This window comes from Aquabacterium soli, from assembly GCF_003933735.1.
GTDB lineage: Bacteria > Pseudomonadota > Gammaproteobacteria > Burkholderiales > Burkholderiaceae_C > Aquabacterium > Aquabacterium soli.
In genome coordinates this window covers 83693-108624 of the sequence record NZ_RSED01000001.1, presented here as the reverse complement: position 1 = coordinate 108624, position 24932 = coordinate 83693, and the positions used below count along the sequence as shown (strand labels likewise).

The following is a 24932-nucleotide window of genomic DNA, read 5'->3' as shown; positions in this document are numbered from 1 at the left end:
CATGGGTGTGGTCCACCCGGCCTCCTCACCGGGAGCGGACTCTAGGGACGTCGTGCTCGGTGCACCAGCGAGTTGACAATCGTTGACAAAGCGGGGCCCCGCCCGGCTGCGGGCCGGCAGGCGCGTGCGGGGGATCAGCCGCGTGGCAGGCGGATGAAGAACGAGGCCCCGGGGCCGGCGTCTGAGCGCTGGCCCTCGTCGAGATCGGCCCAGCCGCCATGGCGCTCGGCCACCGTCCGAACGAACACCAGGCCCAGGCCCGTGCCGGTGGCCGCCTGGTCCGCCGTGGCTCGCCGAGCCTCGTCATCCACGGACAATGCCTGGGCAAAGGGCTGGAACAGCCTGGGCCGCAGCTCGGCCGGCACGCCCGGCCCGTCGTCACTCACCCGCATCCACCACGCACCGGCGTGCAGTGCCAGCGAGCAGCGCACGGAGCCGCCATCGGGCGAGAAGCGGACCGCGTTGCCCAGCAGGTTGACCAAGGCTCGGACCAGCAGGGTGCGGTCCCCCTGCACGAGCGCTTCGCCCTCGGGCAGCTCGCAGGTCAGGCGGATCCTGCGGGCCTCGGCCAGCGCCCATTGCTGGTCCACGGCATCGGCCAGCACATCGCGCAGGTCCAGCGGCTGCTTCATGCCACCGCTGCGGGCCCGGGCCAGTTGCACATGGTCATCGGCCAGCGTCAGGCTGCGCCGGGCGTGGGCCTCCACGCGGCCCAGCAGTTCGCCATCGGGCGCAGCGCCCGAGGCCCGCCAGCGCTGCACCAACGCCAGGATGGCGGCCTGCGGCGCACGCATGTCATGAGAGATGAAGCGCCATACCGCTTCCTGCTCGCGCCGCAGGGCCTCCTGGTGGCGTGCCGCTTCCAGCCGCCGCCAGCTCGACAGCGCATAGGCCAGCGCCAGCGCACCGAACACGGGCAAGGGTGATACCTGCACGCCGCCCAGGCGCAAGGCCAGCCAGGCCAGGCCGGCCGTGCCGGCCATGGCCGCCGCGACCAGACACAGCCCCTGCCGGGGTGACAGGCGACGCACACCGGCCAGCAGCAACCCCGTCACCAGCACCGCGAGCAGCGCGTTCTCCCACGGTTCGGCCCGGCGCAGCGACAGCCCCTGCCGCAAGGCATCGGCCACGTTGGCCGACACCTCCACACCCGGCATCAAGGCATCGTGGCTGGCCATCGGGGTGGGGTAGGCATCGCCCAGGCCCACCGCCGTCGCGCCCACCAGCACCAGCTTGCCGCGCAGCACCTGCGGCGGCACGCGGCCCTCCAGCACGTCCACATACGAGACGCGCTGGAAATGGCCCGGCGGCCCGGCATAGGGAATCTGCGTCCAGTGGTCCCGCTGCCAACCCGCGCCCGAGGCGTCATTGCCCGGCCGCCGCTGCCCGGGCAATGACGCCTCGGGCGGCGCCTGGCCAGCGATGCCCAGCAGCGCCAGCGAGAAGTGGCTCCACCATCGGCCTGGCGTGCCCTCCTTGAGGAACACGCTGCGCGCCACGCCGTCGGCGTCCAGTTCGACATGGATGTGCCCCAGGGCCTTCGCGGCCTCGGCCAGCAGCGGCACAGGCTCGGCCGGCCGAGGCAGGCCGCCCGGACCGACGGTCATGATCAAGGGCAGCACCACGGGCACCGAGCCGCGCATCGCCTCTGCCAGCAAGGCATCGTCCTGGGGGTGCTCGGTGTCGGGCTCCGACAGGATCACGTCCAGGCCAACGCCGCGCACACCGGACTGCCCCAGGCGGTCCAGCAAGGCGGCATGCACGGTCCGGCGCCAGGGCCATCGGCCCAACGCGGCCAGGCTGGGCTCGTCGATGGCCACGATCAGGATGTCGTCAGGTGCCGGACGACCATGCAAGGCCGCCAGGTGGTCGATGGCCGCGCTCTCTAGCCGGCCGCGCCCATCCGTCCAGCCCAGCAACAAGGCCACCCCCAGCAGCGGCACGGTGAGCCAGCGCAATCAGGGCCTCCCGTGCCCCAGGCGAAGGCCGTGTCCGGTCGACACGGGCTGACCATCACCACTGCACACACCGGCTTCGCCATGCAGCAGCCGGGGCGGTGAGAAGGCCGAAGCCATGCCCTCTGGCGACACGGCCCTCAGCCGCAGATAGTAGGGACGGCACCAGGAGGGCATGGGCCATTGCACCTCCGGCGAGCCCACCGAGCGCTTCTGCACGTCGCGCGCAAACGTGGGGTCGGGCGACAGCTCGATGTCGAAGCGGGTGCCCGGTGCGCCCTGCCAATGCACGCGAACCTGCTCGCCCACCTCGATGAGCGGCTCGGGGGCCTCGGGCCGCACCACGGCCACAAAGCGCGCCTCGTCGCCGAAGGGCCCTTCGTCGATCGAACCATCCGCGCGCCGCCACTGTGTGGCCACGCGCCAGCGGTAGCGCCCTGGTTCGGTGGCATCGAGCGTCCACGCACAGGGGCCGGCCGCCGTCCGCTCCTGCACGCCGGGGCGTGCCGGGGCACCCGGCTCGGGCCAGGCGCCGTCACCCCTCTGCCACTCCCACCGGTAGGCCGCGGCTTCAGGCACCTCGGTGCAGGCCAGGGCCACCGCTCCCGTGGGCACGGCCTCGTCAGGGCCGGGCGACTGGGCCAGTGGTGGCACGGGCTGCGTCTTCACGCGCACGCGCCGGGTCGCTTCGCGGCCCACCAGCCCATCCGGGTCGATGGCGCGGATGTTGAGCACATGCTCGCCCTCGGGCAGTTCAGGCGCCACGACGGAGGGCTGCGCCACCTCTCGGCTCAGCAGCACGCGGGTGAGGGTTTCGTCCTCGGCGATCTGCACGCGGTAGGCCCGGGCACCTGCCACGGAGGGCCACGCCAGCGTCCAGGGCAGACGCTGCACCAAGGCGGGCAGCGCGGACACCTCGGCGGCAGGCAGCAGGGGCCGCACGGCCGCGCCCCCCATCGCCCGCCGGACCACGGCGCCCTGCCCTGCAGACACCGGCGCAGCCGCCGTGCGGCCACCCAGGGCCTGAACCGCCACCTGCCCCTGCACGACATCGGACAAGGTCAGCGCACCCTCGGCATCCACCGTGACACCGAAGCGTGTACCGCGCACACCGGCCACGGCCAGCGGCGTGCGCACATCGAAACGGGAGCCGCCACGCTGGGGCGTCACCTGCGTGTCCACCCGCCCGCGCTGCAGCTCCAGCGAGGTGCTGGACCGGCCCGATTCGGTCACCTGGCGCAGGCGGTCCAGTGCCACCCGCGTACCGGCCTGCACGTGCACCTGCGAGCCGTCATGCAGGCGCAGGCTGGCATAGCTGTCAGGGCCCACACTCAGCACCTCGCCCTCATCGAGCTGGTCGCCGATGCCCACGGGGCGCCCGGGCGCCTGGCCCAGTCCACGGAGCACCTGCCCCCGCACATACAGCACCGTGGCCGGGCGGGCCTGGCCCTTGAGCAGGGACACCGGGATGCGAAGGCGCTTGCCAGGCTGGAGCCGCCGGGGCTGGACCACCGCGTTCAGGCGGGCCACCACAGGCCATTGAGAAGGACTCTCCAGCAGCCGATCAGACAAGCCGATGAGCGTGTCGCCCGGCTGGACCTCGTGCGTCACCATGTCCTCGGCAGCCACCGGGTGCCACAGGCACCCCAGCACCAGGGCGGCGGCCAAAGCCTGTCGGCGGCCGGTCATGCGCATCGGGCCTCCTCGGAGCCGGGTTGCCCGCGAGGATCGTCGGCCACGGCCTCTTCGAGCCGGTAACCCAGGCCGTACACCGCCGTCAGGCGCATGCCCCGCTCGCTGCGCAAGGCCAGCTTGGCGCGCAGGGACGACATGTGCGTGTCCAGCGTGCGGGACGGCACGTGGGCGCCCAGGCCCCACACCGTCTGCAACAGGTAATCGCGCGACAGCAGGCGGCCAGGCTGCATGAACAGGCAGCGCGCCAGCTCGAACTCGCGGGGCTTGAGGTCGATGGCCTCGCCCTGGTAGGTCACCTCGCGCCGCACCAGGTCCAGGCGGTATCCCCCCAACACCAGCGCTGGCAGCGCCGACGAGGGATAGGTGCGGCGCAGCAGTGCGGCCACGCGGGCATTCAGCTCATGCACGCGCACCGGCTTGGTCATGTAATCGTCGGCACCGCAGCCCAGTGCCTCGACCACATCCCGCTCTTCGTCGCGCTGCGTCACGAAGAGAACGGGCAGGCGATCCTGCAGATGGGCACGCACCCACCGGACCACCTCCACGCCCGACATCCCCGGCATCTGCCAGTCCACGATCAGCAGGTCGAACACATCGCGCTGGAGCTGGCGCACCAACGCCGCGCCCTCGGAGAACGCCACGCCGTCGTGCCCTGCACGCTCGATGATCTGCAAGACCAGGTCCAGGTGATCCCGGTCATCATCCAGTACCGCTATGCGCATGGAAAGCCACCGCCGACCCTGCCCGTCGCCGCCTCGCTGATCGACTGCTTGTTTCGCCACATGGCCGCGATGTTAACAAGCCCCTCCCTGGAGGCCGCCACGCCCGGCCCACGCCCTCGCCAAAGCCTGCCAGACTCCGTAGACTTTGCTGCAACGCAACACCTCGACCACACAAGCAGATGAAGATGAACGCGATCGGAGGCCTCTGAATGGGCTTGTTGGGCATTCTGCTCGGGCTGGGCCTGCTGGTCTGGCTGTCGTACCGCGGCTGGAGCGTGCTGGTGCTGGCGCCCGCAGGCGCGCTGGTGGCGGCCGCGCTGTCCGGAGAACCCTTGCTGGCGCACTGGACGCTGACCTTCATGACCTCCGCCGGCGGTTTCGTGGCGCAGTTCTTCCCGCTGTTCCTGTTAGGGGCCATCTTCGGCAAGCTGATGGACGACAGCGGCGCGGTGCATGGCATCGCGCAATGGCTGACCGATTTACTGGGTTCCCAGCGCGCCATCCTGGCGGTGGTGCTGGCCGGTGCGCTGGTCACCTACGGCGGCGTGAGCCTGTTCGTGGCCTTCTTCGTGCTGGCGCCCATGGCGCAGGCCGTGTTCCGTGTGGCCGATCTGCCGCGGCGGCTGATCCCGGCGGCCATCGCCCTGGGCACCTTCACTTTCACGATGACGGCGCTGCCCGGCACACCGGCCATCCAGAACGCCATCCCCATGCCCTTCTTCGGCACCACGGGTTTCGCGGCCCCAGGCCTGGGATTGCTGGCCGCGGCCATCATGCTCGGCTGGGGCCTGTGGTGGCTGGGCCGCGTGCAGCGGGCAGCGCGCCAGGCCGGCGAAGGCTATGACCCGGGCCCATTGGCCTCACCTCCGACGGGCGATCCGCTGGTGCGGGAACGCGGCAGCACGGCCACCCACTTCGATCCGGCCGAACTCACGCACCGCCCGCCCGCGCCCGACCTGCCCGGCATCGTGCGTGCCCTGCTGCCCATGGTCGTGGTCATCGCCGTGAACCTGCTGTGCAGCCTGTGGCTGCTGCCCCGCCTGGACACCAGCTACCTGGCCGATGCCCGTTTCGGTGGCATCGGCCTGAGCCATGTGGCCGGCGTGTGGTCGGTGATCCTGGCACTGGCCGCCGGCATCGCCGTGCTGCTGGTGCTGCAGCGGCCCCGCCTGCACCACCCCAAGGCCAGCGTCGCCGCCGGGGCCAACGGCGCGGCGCTGCCCGTGCTGTCGGTGGCCAGCCTGGTGGGCTTCGGCGCGGTGGTGGCCGCGCTGCCGGCCTTCGCGGTGGTGCGCGACTGGGTGCTGGGGCTGGGCGGCAGCCCCCTGGTGTCGCTGGCCCTGTCCACCAACCTGCTGGCCGCGCTGACCGGGTCGGCCTCGGGTGGCCTCACCATCGCGCTCGACGCGCTGGGCCCGACCTACCTTGAGCTGGCACGCCTGCACGGCATCGACCCGGCCCTGCTGCACCGCGTGGCCGTGATCGGCGCCGGCACGCTGGACAGCCTGCCGCACAACGGGGCGGTCGTGTCGCTGCTGGCGGTGTGCGGCTGCACCCACCGCGAGAGCTACCGTGATCTGGTCATCGTGGCGGTGGTGGGGCCCATCGTGGCGCTGGTGGCCGTGATCACGCTGGGCTCCTGCGTCGGTAGCTTCTAGGCATGCCGACACTGCCTGGCCCATCTTGTTCCCCCTAACTTGTCGTGGCCGCCGGGGGCTCATCGCCCCACGGCCCTTCAGGGACCCTCCTGTTCAGGCGGATCCTCACAGCCCGCCCGCCTCGTAACGTCTGTTACGTTCATGGTCGCCGCGAACAAGGAGTCTCCATGGCCATTCTCAAGCTCATCACCCAGCCCTCGTCCATCATGGACAAGGCGATCGCCTCCGCCGCCGGACCGCTCAAGGTCATGAAGGCGCCCACGGGCATGAACTTCGCCATCGAGATCGATGTCGACAAGGCCATCGTCAAGGCCGTGGAGAAGGACCCGCTGCTGCAGTCCATCATGGTCGACAAGGCCAACGAGATCTACGAAGACCTGGTCAGCCGCATCGGCAAGAACCTGCAGGCCACCGACAAGGGCGCGGTCACGCTGAAGGATGCGGGCCAGAACGACAAGCTCGAGAAGCTGATCACCGTCGTCAACAAGGGCATCGAAGAGGCCCGCAAGATCGCCGTCGACCGTGCGCAGAAGGACGTGCTGAAGGCCTGGGACGAGCTGGTCAAGGCCCGCAAGGACTACACCAAGTACAAGATCAAGATCGGCGTGAAGATCACCACGGGCCTGGCTGGCCTGGCCGTGAGCATCGGTCTGCTGGCCGGTGGCGTGGTGTCCTTCGGCGCCAGCTCCATCCCCGGCATCGTGGGCATGGTCAAGTCGACGGCAGCCATCGGCGCGCAGATCGTGTCGGCCAGCCAGGAGATCGAGACCGCGCAGAAGCGCCTGGAGGGCAACCTCAAGACCATCGAGCAGCGCTTCGTCAACGCCAAGGGCGAGTTCACCAAGAAGGGCAAGTCCCAGGAAGCCGGCGCCGCGCTGCTGGAGCAGTTCCTGGGCACCTCCGGCCCCTTCGCCGTCGTGGCGAGCATCAAGGGTGCGGTCGATGACCTGGGCACCATCAAGAGCAAGTTCGGGGGCCTGAAGGTCAACTCGCACGATGCCGCCAAGAACCTCCACAGCATCCTCGAAAAGGTCGCCGAAGCGCGCAAGAAGTTCTTCGCCGACGTCGACAAGGAGGTCAAGAAGGCCGGCACCTCCAAGGCCACGGCGGACCGCAAGGAGATCGAAAAGCGCCTGGACGCCGTGCTCGACCCCTTCACCTCGAAGGTGGACGCGGCCCTGCGCGCCGTGATCGAGTACCAGAGCCGCTACAAGACGGCCGAGCCCAAGATCACGGTGGCCGAAAAACGCGTGGCCGAACTGGCCAAGCTCAAGGGCAAGGGCTGGAAGGTCTTCGAGAACGTGCTGGTGTTCAGCGACCTGGCGCTGTCCTTCGCCGACCCGGGCCAGTACGCCAAGGTCGGGGAGTCGCTGGCCGGCATCCTGCCCTCGGTGGGCGGCCTGGCCGCCGACAAGATCACCAAGAAGGTCTTCGAAGGCACCTTCCTGGAAGGCTGACCCGGCCAGCCCGAGGGCGAGCAAACCGGGACTTTGTTGGCAGGACCGCTCGCTCTCCCTTATGCCCAAGGGTCAGGGCGTGTGTGAGGATCGGGAACCTGTACCGGGCTGTCCGGTGCAGACCGCAGTCCCCTTCACGCATGCCCGTCAGGCGCCCCACCTTCTTTTCACGCCCATTGCCGGGCCTGGACGCCAGCGACAAGCACCGCCGGCGGGTCACCTTGTTGCTGCTGTTCGGCAGCAGCATCGTCATCGCCCTCGGCCTGGGCTGGGGCACCTACTACCTGCTCAAGGCCAAGTGGGTCCTGCTGGCCATGGACGCTGCCCTGGCCAGCGTCGGCATGGCGGCCCTGGCCTGCACCCTGACCAACCGCACCCGCCTGGCGGCCCTGCTGTCGGCACATGCCCTGCTGGTGGTGATCAGCCTGATCTGCTATTTCGACGTGCCCGACGTCGGGGTGCCCCGGTCGGCGCACATGCACCTGCTCACACTGGCTGCGGCCTCCTTCCTGCTGTTCCGCAGGGAAAACACCTACCTGCGCGTGGTGCTGCCCTTGATCTGCTTCGCTGTCGCGCTGTTCTACGCGGGCAGCGACTTCGGCGTCACCAACCCCGACTACATCCCGCCCCCCGAGGCGCGCGAGATCAGCGTCTGGATCAACAACGCCAGCTGCTTCTTCACCATCGCCATGGTGCTGGTGATCATGCAGGCCGACGTGACGGCCCGCAACGCCATCGAGGACGATATGCGCACGGCCCTGGCGCAGGGGCATTTCACATTGCACTACCAGCCCCAGGTCCGTGAGGACGGCCACGGCCATGGCCAGGTCATCGGCGCCGAGGCGCTGCTGCGCTGGGACCACCCGCAGCGCGGCATGATCCTGCCCGGCAAGTTCATCAGCCTGGCCGAAGAGACCGGCCTGATCGTGCCCATCGGCGACTGGGTGCTGCGCAAGGCCTGCACGCAACTCGCTGAGTGGGCCGGCCATCCGCGCACCGCCGCGCTCACGCTGTCGGTCAACGTCAGCGCCTCGCAGTTCCGCCAGCCGGATTTCGTGCCGCAGGTGCTCGACATCGTGCAGCGCAGCGGCATCGATCCCTCGCGACTCAAGCTCGAGCTCACCGAAAGCCTGCTGGTCAAGGACATGGACGAGGTGGTGCGCAAGATGGCCGAGCTGCGCGCCCGCGGCCTGGCCCTGTCGCTCGACGATTTCGGCACCGGCTACTCGTCGCTGAACTACCTCAAGCGCCTGCCCATCGACCAGCTCAAGATCGACCAGAGCTTCGTGCGCGACCTGCTGAACGATCCCAACGACATGGCCATCGTGCGCACGCTGGTCTCGCTGGGCCAGAGCCTGAACCTGATGCTGATCGCCGAAGGCGTGGAGACGGCCGAGCAGCTCGCCTGGCTGCGCGAGAACGGCTGCCCGGCCTACCAGGGCTTCCTGTTCAGCAAGCCCCTGCCCATCGACCTGTTCGAAAAACTCGTGGCCACCCCGCCCACCATGCCAGTTGCCCAGGGCCCCCGCCCACGCCCCGCCGCCGGCAAGCCTGTCGTGGTCTGAGCCCCTCCATGGACAACAGCGCAGGCCGCATCGACGTGGCGGGCATCCTCGCCACCGACCCCTGGTACCGGGAGCTGCCTGCCTCGCTGCAGCAGGCCTTGCTCAAGATCGGCGTGCCGCGCCGGCTGCAGGCAGGCCAGCGCCTGTTCTCGCGCGGCGACGCGACCAACGGCATCTACGCCACGCTGGAAGGCCGGCTCGCGGCCTTCGACGTCAGCGAGCACGGCGACGAATCCATCCAGGTGCACCTCGAGCCCGTCAGCTGGTTCGGCGAGATGGGCCTGTACGACCGCCTGCCCCGTGTGCACCATGTGCGCGCCGAGCAGCCCGCCACCGTGCTGTGGCTCAGCGACGTGATCCTGCGCGAGCACCTGGCCCGCCAGCCCGAGCACTGGTTCCACTTCGCCCTGCTGCTCACGCAGAAGCTGCGGCTGGCCCTGTTCGTGCTCGAAGGGCGCAAGGTCGATTCCAACGATCTGCGCGTCGCGCGCATCCTGCTGATGCTCGCGCAATCGAGCCTGTCCGGCGCCGGCGAGACCAAGCAGCGCGTGAGCGTTCAGCAGCAGGAGGTGGCCGACATGCTGGGCATGTCGCGCCAGACCGTGAACCAGGCCCTGCAGCGCCTGAAGGCCGAAGGCCTGCTGCAACTGGCCTACAACAAGGTCGAGATCACCGACCTGGCCGCCCTGCAGGCCAAGGTGCATTTCGAGAACTGGCTGCCCCTGATCCGCTCACCCGAGTGACAACCCTTGATCGGGGTTTCCCGGTCTCTGTCGATAAATCGACACCGTCCTTCGTCAGGCATGCGCACAGTCCACTCCCGGACCAACCACCTCACGGAGACAAGACATGCTCGAACGACCTGGCTTTGCTGGTGCCCGCCGCCTGGGCGGCGCCTTCCTCGCGCGCTGGATCGGCGCCTCGCTGCTGTCGCTGGCGGCCTGCCACGTGGCACAAGCCGCCGCCCAGGCCTGGCCCCCGCTGGCATCGCCCGTGGCCAAGCCGGGTGACGACGCCTTCTACACCGCGCCTTCAGAGGCCGAACTGCAGGCTGCCCAGCCTGGTGACGTGCTGCGCTACCGCGAGATGAGCGCCAAGGCCTACTACCTGTTCCCGGTCAAGGGCCAGGCCTGGCAGCTGATGTACCGCAGCACCGACCACAAGGGCCGCCCCGTGGCCGCCGTCACCGCCGCGCTGCTGCCCTCCACCGCGCCCGCCAAGAACCGCAAGCTCTATGTCTACAACACGGCCTACGACGCGCTCACGCTGAACTGCGCGCCCTCTTATCAGATCGCCAAGGGCACCGCGCTGGAGCAGGCCCTGGTGCAAAGTGGCCTGAACAAGGGCTGGGTGGCCGTGGTACCGGATTACGAAGGCCTGCAATCCCTGTGGACCGTGGGCCGCAACTCCGGCCAGGCCGTGCTCGACGCCATCCGCGCGGCCGAGCGCTTCCTGCCCCTGGGCCTGAGCGGTGCGGCCACCCCGGCCGTGCTCACCGGCTACTCGGGCGGCTCCATCGCCAGCACCTGGGCCAACGAGCTTTACCGCAGCTACGCGCCCGAGCTCAACATCGTCGGCGTGGCCGCGGGCGGCGTCCCCGTGGACATGGGCAACGTGGCGCGCAAGGTCGATGGCAAGCTGTTCGCCGGCCTGTACATGGGCGCCGTCTCGGCCCTGGGCCGCGCCTACCCGGAGGTGGATGTCGATGCCCTGACCAACGAAGAAGGCAAGGCCATGCTGGTCAAGATCCGCGACATGTGCGCCGGCCAGTTCCTGGGTGGCACTCCCGACGTGGTGGGCTCCTTCGCCTTCAAGAAGATGGCCAGCTACACCACCGTGCCCGACATCCTGGCCGTGCCCGCCGTGCAGCAGGTGGTGGCCCTGAACCGTCTGGGCCAGCGCAAGCCCGGCGCCCCCACCTACCTGTACAACGGCCTCTTCGACCAGGTGATGCCGGTGGATGACGTCAAGGGCCTCGTGACGACCTACTGCCAGCAGGGCGTGCCCACCACGTTCCGCCAGGTGCTGGGCGAGCACATCACCTCGGTGTTCCTCGGCTTCCAGGGCGCGTTCGACTACCTGGAGGCCCGCCTGGCGGGCAAGGCGATCACGAGCACCAGCTGCAAGTGACTCCAACCCTAGGGAAAGCCCGCAGCATGCGGCCGCCCTGTGCGCGTTTAAAACGCCGGACACTGACGGCCGCATGCGTGTCTCTCCCACCCACCTGAAGATCCTGGCCTCCGCGCTCGACGTGGAGGGCTTCGACGCCAGCCTCATTCTGAAGCGCTGCGGCATCGACTCGCTGGACGCGCTGGAGCAGCACGGCACCTGGGTGTCCCTCGATGTGTTCGACCGGGCCATGGCCGCCGCGGTGGAAGCCAGCGGCGACCCCAGCTTCGGCCTGGTGGTGGGCAAGAGCATCGCCATGATGCAGTTCCGGCTCTTCACCCCGCTGGCCCTGTCGGCGCCCAGCCTGCGCCAGGTGTTCGCCGACCTGCTGCACTTCAGCCCGCTGGCGCTCGACCGCTGCGAGATCGAACTGGCAGAGACGGCACACGATGCCCGCCTGAAGATCGACGCCTTGGTGCAGCAGGGCTTGAGCGGGCACTTCCGCACCGAGCAGGTGGCCTGCGGCGCGATGCAGATGCTGCGCCTGGCCGGTGCCGAGCCCAGGGACATCCACCAGATCCAGTTTCCCTATGCCTGCCCTGAGGGCCAGGCAACGCGCTATGCGGCGGCCTTCGGGCGCCACGTCAGCTTTGGGCAGCCGGTGTGCGCCATCGGCTTCAACCGGGCCCTGCTCGACGCCGTGCAGCCCTCGCACGACCCGGTCGCCTACCTGGCGGCGCGCACCCGCGCCGAGCTGGCCCTGTCGGCCAAGGCCAGCGGCAACGACCTGGCCGAGCAGGTGCGCCAATGCCTGCTCAAGGCCTTTCCGGAGCAGCTCTCGGTACAGGACACGGCCGCGCGCCTGGGCATCAGCGAGCGGCGGCTGCGGCGGCAGTTGCAGATGCTGGGCCTGTCGTACTCCGACCTGCTCCAGCAGTGCCAGCGGCTGGTGGCCGAGCGCCTGCTGGCCGATGCGGCCCTGTCGCTCAAGCAGGTGGCCGACACCCTGGGTTTCTCCTCGGTCAGCACCTTCCACCGGGCCTTCCGCCGCTGGGCGGGCGTGACGCCGTCGGACTGGCGCGAAGGCCGCAGGCCCTGAACCCCCTGGATGCGTGCAGGGTAAGTCCCGCCCGCCACGGCAAATAGATTGGTCACTGCGGCCATTGGATCGCTGCACACTCGCCCCTAGCATCTCGATCCATAAGCATCCAAGCGTCCATACCGTCCATTGAGGAGAGACCGCATGTCCACGTCCACCACCACGGCCCGCCGCTCGGCGCAGTCCTTCGCGCTGCGCAGCACCGTTGCCGCCCTGATCGCGCTGTGCGCCGGCACCGCCGCCACCGCCCAGACCACCACCCTGGGCACGCGCGGCACCACCGCCAGCGACAACGCCGCGGTCACCAGCAATGCGGGCAGCACGTGGAAGGAATACACCCGCAAAGAGGATTACGCGGATGCCGTGAGCCTGCCGCTGCAGTTCATCACCATGGCCGACGGCAAGAAGCTGGCCGTGCGCGTGACCGTGCCGGCCGATGCCAAGGGCAAACCCGTGGCCGGCGCCTTCCCTGCCATCCTCACGCAGACCGCCTACCGCATCGACCTGGGCCAGCTGCTGGGCTACTTGGTGCAGACGGGCAACTCCCTGCTGGTCGGTGGCCAGGACAAATTCATGGTGCGCCGCGGCTATGTCTCGGTGGCCGTCGATGTGGTCGGCACCGGCATGTCCAGCGGCGAAGGCGCCCTGCTGGGCACCGAAGAGCAGGAAGGCTACGCCGCTGCCGTCAACTGGGTCACCCAGCAGCCGTGGTTCAACGGCAAGCTGGGCCTGGCCGGCACCTCCTACCTGGGCATCACCAGCCTGCAGACCGCGCGCCAGCAGCACCCCGCCGTGAAGGCCGTGTTCGCGCAGGTGCCCATGGGCGATGCGTACCGCGGCACCGTCGGCATCGGCGGCCTGCTCAACGCCAAGTTCATCAGCCTGTGGCTGCCGCTGACGCACACGCTGAGCGTGCAGAACGACATCGCCAAGATCAACTTCCCGACCTGGTCCGAGCAGATCGAGGCCGCCAACCAGGAGCACATCGCCTCCATCGACAGCTGGTACCTGCCCACCGTCGACCAGGCCATGACCGGCGTGAGCGGCTATGCCACCGACGACGGCGACTTCTGGGCCGTGCGCTCGCCGGTCGAGGGCGCGGGCAGCATCAAGGTGCCCACCTTCATCGTCGGCTCGTCCAACGACATCTTCCAGCGCGACGAGCCGCTGATCTATGAGCAACTCAAGAAGAACGTCAACGCCAAGCTGCTGATCGTCAAGGGCTCGCACGTCGAGGCCGTGCTGGCCGCCGCCAGCGGCGCCAACACCCTGCTGGGCAACGGCGCGCCGGGCTCGGCCTCGCTGATGCTGCAGTGGTTCGACCAGTACCTGCGCGGCATCAACACCGGCGCGGCCACCCTGCCCAACGTCACGCAGTTCGTCGAAGGCTACGGCCTGCTGGGCAGCACGCGCTACACCAAGTCCACCGACTGGCCGCACCCGCAGCTCACACCCACGCGCCTGTACCTGCGCGGCAACCAGACGCTCACGGCCGCCAAGCCGGCCAGCGGCGAGACCGCCCGCTTCGTCAAGGAGCCCAAGCCTGCCGTGGTGACCTACGCCAAGAACGATTCGGGCAAGACCGTGAGCGCCGGGGTCGAGATCAACGACGGCAGCGATTGCTCCAGCAGCATGGTGCAGTGGTCGCTGGGCATCTCCGGCCTGCTGCCCAAGGCCTGCTACACCAACAGCAACACGGTCGAGAAGTCGCAGGGCGCCATCATCTACGAGACGCCCTACCAGACCAGCGACCTCTACATCAACGGCCCGATCCAGGCCGACATCTGGGTGGCCACCACCAGGAGCGAAGCCGCCGTGTCGGTGCGCATCGACGCGGTCGACATCCTGGGCAAGGCCACGCCGCTGTCCACCGGCCTGCAGGCCGTCAGCCACCGCGCGGTGGACACCACCCGCTCGCGCTACATCAAGGGCGTGATGATCCAGCCGTGGCACCCGTTCACCGAGGCCGCCCGCCTGCCCGTGGTCCCCGGCCAGCCCGTGCTGGTGCCGGTGGAGGTGTTCCCGGCCGCCGCCGTGATCCGCAAGGGCCAGAAGCTGCGCATCGCGATCAGCGCCAGCAACCAGGCCATGGGCGTGTGGCCGCTGCCTAGCCAGGCGCAGGCCGCCGGTGGCATCACCACCATCTTCAACGACGCGGCACGCCCCTCCAGCGTGGTGCTGCCGGTGGTGCCGACCAGCGCGCTGAACTGACCGCCCCAGCGCCCCTCGGGGCGCTTCCGCGAAAGCCCCGGTGCCACAGCCGCTGCCCGGGGCTTTTGCCTTGTGTGCCCCCGCTCAAGCGGCCATGGGGCCGGCCTGCGCCTGCACACGGCCCATGATCAGGTCGGCCGCCTTTTCGGCGATGGCCACCACCGCGGCCTGGGTGTTGCCGCCCACCAGCGTCGGCATCACGGAGGCGTCCACCACGCGCAAGCCCTCCATGCCGTGCACGCGCAGTTGCGCGTCGACCACGGCCAGGGCATCGGGCCCCATGCGGCAGGTGCCCACGGGGTGGTAGACCGAATCCGTGCGGGCGCGCAGCACGGCACGGATCTGCTCGTCGGTGTCAATGCCGTGCGTGAACAGGTCGGCCTGGCGCCGTGAGGCCAGGGCCGGTGCATCCATCAGGCGCCGCGTGACCTTGTAGCCGCGCACCATGTCCTCCAGGTCCATCGGGTGGCTGAAGAAGGCCGGGTCGATGTCCGGGGCCTCCAGGGCGTTGGGATTGCGCAGGCTGACGCGCCCGCGGCTGCGTGGGCGCAGCAGGCACACGTGGCAGGAATAGCCATGCGCCCCGTGCAGGCGCCGCGCATGGTCCTCGGCGATGCTGACCACGAAGTGCAGCTGCAGGTCGGGCACGGCCAATGACGGGTCGGTCTTGAGGAAGCCGCCCGCCTCCGCGTAGTTGCTGCTGATGGCCCCCGTGCGATGGCGCACGTAGCGGCCGATCTCGCGCGCGGTGCGCCACAGGCCCGCTGGCGAGAAGCCCATCAGGTCCAGGCTGCGGGCGCGGTAGGCGAAGATGAAATCCGGGTGGTCCTGCAGGTTCTCGCCCACGCCGGGCAGGTGGTGGCGCACGGCGATGCCCAGGCGCTGCAACTGCTCGCCGGGCCCGATGCCCGAGAGCATCAGCAATTGGGGCGACAGGAACACACCCGCGCTCAGCACCACCTCGCGCCGGGCGCGCAGGCGCACCAGGCGGCCCTGGTACACCGCTTCGACCCCCACCACGCGCCGCTCGTCGAACAACAGCCCGGTCACCTGCATGCCCGTGCGCACCGACAGGTTGGGGCGCTGGCCGATGTGCGGGTGCAGGAAGCACCGCGCCGCGCTCCAGCGTTCGCCGTTGCGCTGCATCACCTGGTAAGGCCCCAGGCCCTCCTGCGTCGCACCATTGAAATCGTCGTTGAGCGGGAAGCCGGCCTCGCGCGCCGCCTGCAGGAAGTGCGCGTGGAAGGGGTTGCCCGTGCGCAAGGCGCTCACCGGCAGCGGGCCGCCGCGGCCGTGGAAGGCATCCTCGAAGGTGTCGTTGTCCTCGCTGCGCCGGAAATAAGGCAGCAGGTCCGCATAGGACCAGCCCGGGTTGCCCAGCGAGGCCCATTGGTCGTAGTCGCTCGCATGGCCGCGGATGTAGACCATGGCGTTCATGCCCGAGCAGCCGCCCAGCATGCGCCCCCGGGGCTGGTAGCCGCGGCGCCCGTCCAGCCCGGCCTGCGGCACGGTCTCGAACGCGTAGTTGTTCAGGCGGGTCGGCAGCATGGCCACCGCCGCGGCCGGCGTGCGCACGACCCAGCTGTCGCCGGCGCCGCCAGCCTCGAGCACCGCCACACGCAGGCCGGGGTCGGCGCTCAATCGCCCGCCCAGCACGCTGCCGGCGGTGCCACCGCCCACGACGATGACGTCGAACACCTCGTCCGGCTTGAAAGGGGTCACGGTTTTCATGGCCGGGATGCTGGGGCGCCGCCGGTGGCCTCGCCATCGTCGGATCGGACGGTTGGCGCTTTCGTCAGTTTCGACGATTGGGCCCAGGGCTCGAACCTGGAACACTCGCGCCACCGCCAGCCCCTGGAGCGATCCCCGATGGTCCTGACCGACGCCGACAAGGCCTTCCGCGACGATGTGCGTCGCTTCCTGCAAGAAGCCTTGACCGATGAGCTGCGCCAAGCCGGCCGCCGCTGCTCGGGCATCTTCTCGGACCACCCGGAAGGCATCGCCTGGCACCGCCTCCTGGCGCAGCGGGGATGGAGCGCCCCGCGCTGGCCCGTGGCCCATGGCGGCACGGACTGGACGCCGCGCCAGCACTACCTGTTCAACCGCGAGCTGTGCGAGGCCGATGCCCCGCCGCTGGCGCCCATGGGCACGGGCATGGTCGGCCCGGTCATCATCGCGTTCGGCACGCCCGCGCAGCAGCAGCGCTGGCTGCCCGGCATCCTCTCGGGCCAGGACTACTGGGCCCAGGGCTACTCCGAGCCGCAATCGGGCTCCGACCTGGCCTCGCTGCAATGCAAGGCCGTGCGCGATGGCGATCACTACGTGATCAACGGCACCAAGATCTGGACCACCCACGCGCAGTACGCCAACAAGATGTTCTGCCTGGTGCGCACGGCCAATGGCGGCAAGCCTCAGCAGGGCATCAGCTTCCTGTGCTTCGACCTGGACACGCCAGGCATCACCATCCGCCCCATCATCAGCATCTCGGGCGACCACGAGCTCAACCAGGTGTTCTTCGACGACGTGCGGGTGCCGGCCAGCGGCCTGATCGGCGAGGAGAACCAGGGCTGGGCCATCGCGAAGTACCTGCTGCAGCACGAGCGCGGCAACCCCTGGGCACCTCAGCTGCGCTCACGCCTGCGGCGCCTGCATGCGGCGCTGGACGCGGCCTTCGCCGACCCGGCCCTGCACGGCGAGGCCGAACACACCCGCTTGAGGCACGCGCTGGCAGATGCCCATTGCCGCATCGACGCCGTGGAAGCCCTGGAGATGCGCGCCCTGCAGGCGCACGAACGGGGCGAGCCCCCCGGCATCCGCCCCTCAATGACCAAGCTGCTGGGCACCGAGCTGCGCCAGCACCTGACCGAGCTGGGCGTGGCCATCGCCGCCCACCAAAGCCACCTGCGCGTGCCCATGCCCGACTGCGAGGGGCTGGGCGTCCCCGAAGAGGCGGCCTTCTCGATGTCGGCCTACCTCAACGACCGCGCCGCCTCCATCTACGCCGGCACCAACGAGATCCAGCGCAACCTCATCGCGGCCGACATCCTGTCGCGCTGAGCACCTGCCCTGCCCCACCCCCAGCGCCCATGAGCACCACCTTCGACCTCGACGACACCCAGCGCATGCTGCGCGACAGCCTGGCCCGCTTCCTGACCGATCAGCACGGCCTGGAGCAACGCCTGCACCAGCTCGACCAGGCGCTCGACGCCCCACCGCTGTGGCGGGCCTTCGCGCACGACCTGGGCATCCTGGGCGCCGCCTTCGGTGAAGACCACGGCGGCCTGGGCGGCGGCATGCCGGAGAACCTGCTGATCATGGAGACCCTGGGCGAGGCCTTGTGCGCCGAGCCCTACCTGTCCACCGTGGTGATCGCGGGCGGCGTGTTCAAGCGCTGCCCCGATCCCGCCTGGCGGCAGATGATCGGCCGCATCGTCGACGGGCATGCGCTGGTCGCCTTCGCCCACACCGAGGCCACCGCGCGCCATGGCCTGCAGGGCCTGCGCACCACCCTGCAGACCCGCGCGGATGGCGACGGGCTGGTGCTCCACGGCCACAAGACCGTGGTGCACGGTGCCCGCTGGGCCACGGACCTGCTCGTCACCGCCTGCGACCCACAGGCCCATGGCGATGCCCAGGCGCTGTCCCTGCTGTGCATCCCCGCCGGCACGCCCGGCATCCGCCGCACCGATCTGCGCACCATCGATGGCGGCCATGCCAGCGAGCTGTTCTTCGACAAGGTGGCCGTGAACCCTGGCCAGGTGCTGGGCCCGCGAGGTGGCGCCCATGCCCTGCTGGAGCCCGTGCTGGACGAGGCCACCCTGGCCACCTGCGCCGAGGCCCTGGGCGTGATGCGCCGGCTGATGCACGACACGCTGGACTACGCGCGGCAGCGCCGCCAGTTCGGCGCGCCGATCGCCAGCTTCCAGGCCCTGCAGCACCGTCTGGCCGACATGCACCTGGCACTGGAGCAGGCCGCCGCGATCACGGCCGCCAGCGCGGCCCTGCTGGACGCCCCCGAGGCACAGCGCGCCGCCGCGGTGTCGTCGGCCAAGGTCTGCGTGAGCCGGGCCTGCCGCACGGTGGGCCAGGGTGCGGTGCAGCTGCATGGCGGCATGGGCATGACGGAAGAGTTGGCCATTGGCCACTACTTCCGCCGCGCCACCATGATCGAGCAGCGCTTCGGCCCGGCGGACTGGCACATCGACCGGGTCGCCCGACTGGCCGCCGCGCAGCACGCCGCCTGACAGATCAGGGGATCACGGCCAGACGCCGTGCGGCGGCCACCGCCTGCATGCGGTTGTGCGCGTTGAGCTTGGCGTTGATGTTGCGCAGGTGCGTGCGCACCGTGCTGTCCGAGACCTTGAGTTGCGCGGCCAGGGCCCCGTTGGAATGCCCCTCGGCCAGCAACTGCAGGATGCGGACCTCCTGGGCCGTGATGGCCGCGGCACTGCCCTGCGCGGGCGAGGCCGCCTCCACCTCGGCCTTGCCCACGGCGCGGGGCAAGGCCTCCAGGGCCGCCGCCAGGCTCTGCAGGTACTCCACCCACACCGCGTCGCCACAGGCCATGCCTGCATCGTCCAGGCGCGCCTGCAGGCGCTGCACTAGCGGAAGCATCGCACTGCCCTCGTCCAGCACCAGGCGCACGAAGCCCTCCTGGCAGGCCTGGCGCAGCACCAGCTCCATGGACTGGGTGCTGGCCGCGATGTCCGCGCAGCGGTGCTGGGCCAGGGCCAGCAGCAGGCGCAGCTTCATGGCCCGCCGCTGGCGGCCGCTCACCTCGGCCATGGCCAGGTCGGCTTCGATGCGCGGCAGGGCCGCCGCCGCATCCCCGAAGGCCAGGTCCCAGCGCATCTGGCCCAGCGCGGGGTACTCCAGGTCATGCGAGGGCAGCCTGGCGATCAGCGGCTCATCCCACAGGCCGGGCAGGTCCGCGCTGGCCAGCGACTCGCGCGCGGCCCGTGCCTGCCCTTGCAGGACCTGGATGCGCGCGCGCTCCAGGCAGGCCGCGGCCACGGCGCGCGGCAGCCGGCGCTGGTGCCCCAGGTAGTCCAGGTCGGCCAGCATGTCCATGGCCTGCACCACATCGCCCCGCGCGTGGGCGATGCGCGCACGCATCGCGTGGCCCATGATCATGTGGTCGGGCAACCCGGCCTCGCTGGCATGCGGCAGGTAAACATTCAGGCGGCGCTGGGCATCGTCTAGCCGGTTGACCTCGTACAGCGTGCTGGCATAGAGCACGCCGCCCCAGGTGTTGCCATGCGATGAGTGGCCCGGCATGCCGCTGTCGCCCAGGGCCATGCGCAGCCGCGCCATGGCCTGGTGCAGGCGCGCCTCGTGCAGGTCGAGCATGCCCTCGACCGACTCCGTGTAGGCCCGCGTGAAGGCATTGCTGTTGGGCGTGCGGCGCGCACGGTCCAGCAACTGGTGCGAGGTCGGTGCATCGCCCAGCACCCAGGCCACGTGGGCCAGGACGTTCATCAGGCCGATGTCGGAAAAAGGGCAGCCGGTGGGCATGTGCTCCAGCGCCTCACGGCCTGCCGCCATCGCCTCGTCGTAGCGGTCGGTCATGGCCAGCAGCAAGGGGCGCAGGGCGCGCAGCTTGACCTGCACGGTGGCATCGCCCGACTGGTTGCAGCGGGCGTCGCGCAGCTGCACGCTGGCCTGGGCCGGGCCGTGCACGAAGCAGGTGGCCCACAGGGCGATGACCTCCAGGCGCGGGTGCCCGGCCAGGTCAGCCTCGGGGATCAGTCCGAACCAGCGGTGCAGCAGGCGCATGCGGCCCTGCTCCAGGAAGCGCTGGGCATGCTGCGACAGCAGGGACAGCGCATGCGGCATGTCGCCGCCTTCGATGGCGTGCTCGATGGCCGGCACCGGCCGGCCGTTGGCCTCGTACCAGCCCGAGGCGGCCAGGTGCAGCCGTGTGAACTCGTGCGGCTGCTCGCGCGCCAGCTGCGCCCGCAGAAAATCGGCGAACAGGCTGTGGTACCGCCAGCTGCGCCGCGTCGGGGTGTGCCCCGCGACGCCCGCCGTCGGCAGCACGGGGCGGATGAACAGGTCGGCCGCTTCCAGACGCTGCAGCATGCGCTCGCTGTCGGCCAGGGTCTGGCCTTCGGCGCGGGGTGCCAGGGCATGGCACAGCGGTGCATCGAGCTGGCCCAGCACGCTGGTGCGCAGCAGGAACTGCCGCACCTCATCCGGCTGGCGCGCCAGCACGGCATCGGCCAGGTAGTGCGCCACGGCCACGTTCGAGCCCGAGAACTGCGCGATGAAGGCGTTGTCCAGGCCATGGCGGTCCAGCGCCACAGAGGCCAGCCACAGGGGCGCGATCCAGCCTTCGGTCTTGCTGTGCAGCTGGCGCAGCGCCTCGGCCGGCAGCGGGCCCTTGCCGCGCTGCTCGAAGAAGCGGCCGGTCTCGTCCAGGCTGAAGCGCAGGTCTTCGGCATCGACCTCCAGCAGCTGTCCATGCACACGCAGGCGGCCCAGCCCCAGCTCGGGCACGTTGCGCGAACCCACCACCACCTGCCCGCCATGCGGCAGGTGCTCGATCAGCTCGCGCATCATGCCCAGCACCGAGGATTCGTGGAGGCACTCCACATCGTCGAAGAACAGCACGAAGGGATGCTCGCAGGCCGACAGCTGGTCCACCAGGCCCAGCAGACCGCGGGCCCGGCCGCCCTCCACCAGGTGCGCCACGGCGGCGGCCAGGCACTGCAGGAAACGCGGCAGGTCGTTGTCGGCGCGATCAACCGTGAGCCACGCCGTACCCACGCCCGAGGCCGACAGGCGCTCGCGCAACTGGGCCATCGTCGTCGTCTTGCCGTAGCCGGCGGGCGCGCGCACCAGCACCAGGCGCGCCTGCGACGCACCGCCGGCTCGCTCGACGATGGCCCGGCGCCGAACCTGGTTCGGGCTGGTGGCGGGGGGGCTGATCTTGCCGGCCAGCACGGCCGCCCAGGGCGATCCGGGATCGGTCGTGGCGGCAGAAGAGGGGGGCGATGGCATGAAGGACTGACTCATGAACCGGCTCTCCTGGCGAGGCCATGGACCTCGAAGAAGCGGCCATCTTGAGCGAATCCAGGGGCCGGGGTCAGAGGGTTTCCACGCACTGCGCGACACCACGGCCAAATCGTCCGAAGTGACGATGTTGCCGCTGGACACGTCTTCATACAGTGCCCAGGCGATTACACCCAAGCACTGTAGGAGACCGTATGGGAGTCCTGATGAATAGGCCGCTCTTTCGCCTGAACCCGCTTCATGTCATGGCCTGCATGGCATGGGGCCTGACCATGCCGACCCATGCCGGCACCATCGATCTGGGCGACGGCGCCGAGGCCGTCTGGTCGCTCAGCACCTCGCTCAGTGCAGGTTGGCGCGCCAAGGGCATCGACAAGGAACTGCTCGGCCAGGGCGATGGCGGTTCGGGCTCGGCCTATACCGCATCGGCCAACAAGAACTTCGAGCGGGGCGAGAACTTCAGCACCCTGCTGCGCGTGATCGGCGACGTCAACCTGCGCAAGGACGATTACGGACTGATGCTGCGCGCCAAGGCCTGGGACAACCTGCGCCTGAGCGGCAGCAGCGTGCCCTTCGGCGCACCCAGCAACAACTACGAGCCCGACAAGCGGCTTGACGATTCGCAGTTCGACACCAACCTGTCGAACTTCCGCGGCGTCGAACTGCTCGATGCCTACGTCTACGGCAGCTTCGATCTGGGCGAGACCGCCCAGCTCAAGGTGCGCCTGGGCCAGCACGTGGTGAACTTCGGCGAGAGCCTGTTCGTGCCCGGCATCAACCAGTACCAGGTGCTCGATGTCAACGCGCTGCGCCAGTCGGGCACCCTGCTCAAGGAAGCCATCCTGCCGGTGCCGCAGCTGTCGGCCAACCTGGGCCTGGGCGATGGTTACTCCCTGGAGGGCTATTACCAGTTCAAGTGGAAGCGCACCAGCATCGACGGCTGCGGCACCTACTGGTCGCCCGCCACGGCGCTGAACTGCACGCGCGGCTCCACGCTGGTGGCCAACGACACGGTGTTCGGCGTGCAGAGCTCGCGCGACCACTGGAACGGTGGCCTGGGCGGCGCCCTGCCCAACTTCCGCTTCTCGCTGCTGGACGACAAGGACGGCGCCGATGAAAACCAGTTCGGCCTGGCCTTCAAGAAGATGGTCGAATCCATCGACACCGAGATCGGCGCCTACTACACCAGCTACACCACGCACGTGCCCAACCTGTCGGGCGTGCGCGACCTGACCACGGTGCCCAACTCGGCCTACTACCTGGGCGGCCCGCTGGGCTCGGTGTTCTGGGACTACTCGGCCGACAAAATCAGGGTTTTCGGGCTGAGCGCGTCCACCGTGGTCAAGGGCTGGTCGGTGTCCGGTGAAGTCAGCTTCACGCAGGATTTCCCGGTGCAGATCAGCTCGGTCGATGGCTTCTACGCCATGGCCGCACCTGGCCCCGGCGGCACCGTCGGCATCGGCCCGATGGCTTCGCGCTGGGGCTCCACCGCCGCGCCGATCGGATCGGGCACCTACAACCGCGGCTACGACCTCAAGGACAAGACGCAGATCCAGGTCTCGACCCTGAAGCTGCTGTCCAACGTGCTGGGCGCGTCGTCCGGCACCGTGCTGGGCGAGGTCGCCTTCCAGCACTGGAACGGCATCGGCGATCCCTACACCGGCGTGCGCTACGGCCGCGGCTTCGAGTTCGGCGCCGGCCCGCACGCCGCCTATGGCGGGGCCTGCCCGGCCGCCGCCACCAACCAGGCCAACTGCACGCAGGACGGCTACTTCACCAGCACCGCCTGGGGTGTGCGCGCCCTGCTCGAACTGGAATACCCCGGCCTGATCTCCAGCGTCGTGGTCAAGCCCCGCCTGTTCATCTCCAAGGATGTCAAGGGCTGGTCGGCCGACGGCGTGTTCAGCCAGGGCCGCCATGTGATCGCCCCCGGCGTCAAGTTCGACGTCGACAAGCGCTACACCCTGGACATCAGCTACACGGCCTTCAACGACAAGGCGCGCTTCGACAGCTTCCATGACCGCGACTTCTTCGCGCTGGTGCTGGGCGCGAGCTTCTGATCCACAGAACACGGAGACACCATCCATGCAAGCACGTTTCAACCAACGCGTCCGAACCACGCTGACCCTGGCCGCGCTGTGCGCCCTGGGCCTGACCACTGCGCAAGCCAAGCTCTCGTCCGCCGAGATCGAACGCCTGTCCAAGGACCTCACACCCATCGGCGCGGAGCGCGCCGGCAACAAGGACGGCTCCATCCCCAAGTGGGAAGGCGGCCTGACCAAGGCGCCGGCCGGCTTCGATGCCAAGAAGGGCTGGGCCGACCCCTACGCGGCCGACAAGCCGCTGTTCAGCATCACGGCTGCCAACGCCGAGCAACACAAGGACAAGCTGGCCCCCGGCCAGCTGGCCCTGCTCAAGCGCTACCCCAGCTACAAGATCGACGTGTACCCCACACGCCGCTCGGCGGCCTTCCCTGAATCGGCCTACGAGGCCGTGAAGGCCGAGGCCGGCAAGATCGATTCGGCCAACGAGGGCAACTCGGTGCTCAACCAGGTCGCCAGCACCGTGCCCTTCCCCATCCCCAAGACCGGTGTCGAGGCGATCTGGAACCACGCCTTCCGCTACCGCGGCGACACGCTGATCCGCGACCAGACCGAGTTCCCGGTGCAGACCAATGGCTCGTTCACGCCGGTCAAGCGCCATGAAGAGACCATCTTCAGCAACGGCCTGAAGAACGGCTCGAACGTGCTGTTCTACTTCCGCACCACGTACAAGGCGCCGTCCAGCATCGCCGGTGATGCGCTGCTGGCGCACGACTTCATCGACCAGGTCAAGCAGCCGCGCGCCGCCTGGGTCTACAACCCTGGCACACGCCGCGTGCTGCGCGCGCCCGAGGTGTCCTACGACACGCCGCGCAATGGCGTCGATGGCCTGTCCACGGTGGACGACTACGACGGCTTCAACGGCTCACCCGACCGCTTCGACTGGAAGCTGGTCGGCAAGAAGGAGATGATCATTCCCTACAACAACTTCAAGCTCACCGACAAGAGCCTGAAGTACACGGACATCATCAAGCCTGGCACCTACAACCAGTCCCTGGTGCGCTACGAGCTGCACCGCGTGTGGGTGGTCGAGGCCACTCTGAAGGCCGGCAAAAGCCACGTCTACAGCAAACGCGTCTACTACCTCGACGAGGACTCCTGGCAGATCGCGCACGGCGACCTGTTCGATGGCCGCGGCGAACTGTGGCGCGTGCTGGAGATCTTCGGCGTGCAGTACTACAACGCCCCGGCCTTCTTCATCGGCGGCTCGGCCCAGTACGACCTGCAGGCCCGCCGCTACGTGTCCAGCGGCCTGACCAACGAGGAAAAGCCCATCCAGTTCAACGTCCCGCTCAAGCCATCCGACTTCACGCCGGACGCGCTGCGCCGCATCGGGAACTGAGCG

Annotated in this window: 16 protein-coding genes; 11 read left to right on the top strand and 5 right to left on the bottom strand. The window is 69.5% G+C overall.

Annotated elements, in window-relative coordinates; genetic code table 11:
• Positions 1-134: 134 nt before the first annotated feature.
• The 3 genes from EIP75_RS00450 to EIP75_RS00440 are packed head-to-tail and all read right to left on the bottom strand — an operon-like array spanning position 135 to position 4372.
• Positions 135-1958 carry a CHASE2 domain-containing protein gene (locus EIP75_RS00450; RefSeq protein WP_125241253.1) on the bottom strand — a complete coding sequence of 608 codons (1824 nt, stop codon included), beginning with the start codon at positions 1956-1958 and terminating at the stop codon, positions 135-137.
• Positions 1959-3644: a FecR domain-containing protein gene (locus tag EIP75_RS00445; protein ID WP_125241252.1), complete on the bottom strand. Its 1686-nt coding sequence runs from the start codon at positions 3642-3644 to the stop codon at positions 1959-1961.
• Entirely contained in the window at positions 3641-4372 is a 732-nt protein-coding gene (locus tag EIP75_RS00440) for a response regulator transcription factor (RefSeq protein ID WP_125241251.1), read from the bottom strand. Before EIP75_RS00440 ends, EIP75_RS00445 begins: the two co-directional genes overlap by 4 nt.
• Positions 4373-4581: 209 nt before the next feature.
• On the opposite strand from EIP75_RS00440, the gene EIP75_RS00435 reads away from it, so the two are divergent.
• The 7 genes from EIP75_RS00435 to EIP75_RS00405 all read left to right on the top strand — a co-directional run bounded on the left by EIP75_RS00435 (position 4582) and on the right by EIP75_RS00405 (position 14471).
• The gene (locus EIP75_RS00435; protein WP_125241250.1) at positions 4582-6030 is read left to right on the top strand and encodes a GntP family permease; all 1449 of its coding nucleotides are present in this window, start codon (positions 4582-4584) and stop codon (positions 6028-6030) included.
• 167 nt (positions 6031-6197) lie between these two features.
• A complete protein-coding gene (locus tag EIP75_RS00430) occupies positions 6198-7487 on the top strand; it encodes a hypothetical protein (protein ID WP_125241249.1) in 1290 nt (429 codons plus the stop codon).
• Between the two features lie 140 nt (positions 7488-7627).
• A complete protein-coding gene (locus EIP75_RS00425) occupies positions 7628-9052 on the top strand; it encodes a putative bifunctional diguanylate cyclase/phosphodiesterase (protein ID WP_233584603.1) in 1425 nt (474 codons plus the stop codon).
• 8 nt (positions 9053-9060) lie between these two features.
• Complete coding sequence (locus tag EIP75_RS00420; protein WP_125241248.1) at positions 9061-9795, top strand: Crp/Fnr family transcriptional regulator; 735 nt, start codon at positions 9061-9063, stop codon at positions 9793-9795.
• 106 nt (positions 9796-9901) lie between these two features.
• Positions 9902-11182, top strand: a complete 1281-nt coding sequence (locus tag EIP75_RS00415; protein WP_125241247.1) for a lipase family protein — start codon at positions 9902-9904, stop codon at positions 11180-11182.
• A gap of 73 nt (positions 11183-11255) precedes the next feature.
• Positions 11256-12260, top strand: a complete 1005-nt coding sequence (locus tag EIP75_RS00410) for an AraC family transcriptional regulator (RefSeq protein WP_125241246.1) — start codon at positions 11256-11258, stop codon at positions 12258-12260.
• Between the two features lie 144 nt (positions 12261-12404).
• A complete protein-coding gene (locus EIP75_RS00405; RefSeq protein ID WP_125241245.1) occupies positions 12405-14471 on the top strand; it encodes a CocE/NonD family hydrolase in 2067 nt (688 codons plus the stop codon).
• An 84-nt stretch (positions 14472-14555) separates the two neighbouring features.
• Here EIP75_RS00405 and EIP75_RS00400 read toward each other — a convergent pair whose 3' ends face one another.
• Complete coding sequence (locus tag EIP75_RS00400) at positions 14556-16202, bottom strand: GMC family oxidoreductase (protein WP_125241244.1); 1647 nt, start codon at positions 16200-16202, stop codon at positions 14556-14558.
• A 138-nt stretch (positions 16203-16340) separates the two neighbouring features.
• Here EIP75_RS00400 and EIP75_RS00395 point away from each other — a divergent pair, with 138 nt between their 5' ends.
• On the top strand, positions 16341-17528 hold the full coding sequence (locus EIP75_RS00395) for an acyl-CoA dehydrogenase family protein (protein WP_125241243.1): 1188 nt from the start codon (positions 16341-16343) through the stop codon (positions 17526-17528).
• A gap of 29 nt (positions 17529-17557) precedes the next feature.
• Positions 17558-18715 carry an acyl-CoA dehydrogenase family protein gene (locus EIP75_RS00390; protein ID WP_125241242.1) on the top strand — a complete coding sequence of 386 codons (1158 nt, stop codon included), beginning with the start codon at positions 17558-17560 and terminating at the stop codon, positions 18713-18715.
• Positions 18716-18719: 4 nt separating this feature from the next.
• Here the strand turns inward: EIP75_RS00390 and EIP75_RS00385 are convergent, their stop codons facing one another.
• Positions 18720-21488 (bottom strand): winged helix-turn-helix domain-containing protein, encoded by a 2769-nt coding sequence (locus EIP75_RS00385; RefSeq protein WP_233584602.1) that lies wholly within the window; start codon positions 21486-21488, stop codon positions 18720-18722.
• A 191-nt stretch (positions 21489-21679) separates the two neighbouring features.
• On the opposite strand from EIP75_RS00385, the gene EIP75_RS00380 reads away from it, so the two are divergent.
• The gene (locus tag EIP75_RS00380; RefSeq protein WP_125241241.1) at positions 21680-23545 is read left to right on the top strand and encodes a DUF1302 domain-containing protein; all 1866 of its coding nucleotides are present in this window, start codon (positions 21680-21682) and stop codon (positions 23543-23545) included.
• A 25-nt stretch (positions 23546-23570) separates the two neighbouring features.
• Positions 23571-24929, top strand: coding sequence for a DUF1329 domain-containing protein (locus EIP75_RS00375; protein ID WP_125241240.1), 1359 nt, complete (start codon positions 23571-23573; stop codon positions 24927-24929).
• The last annotated feature ends 3 nt before the right edge of the window (positions 24930-24932 follow it).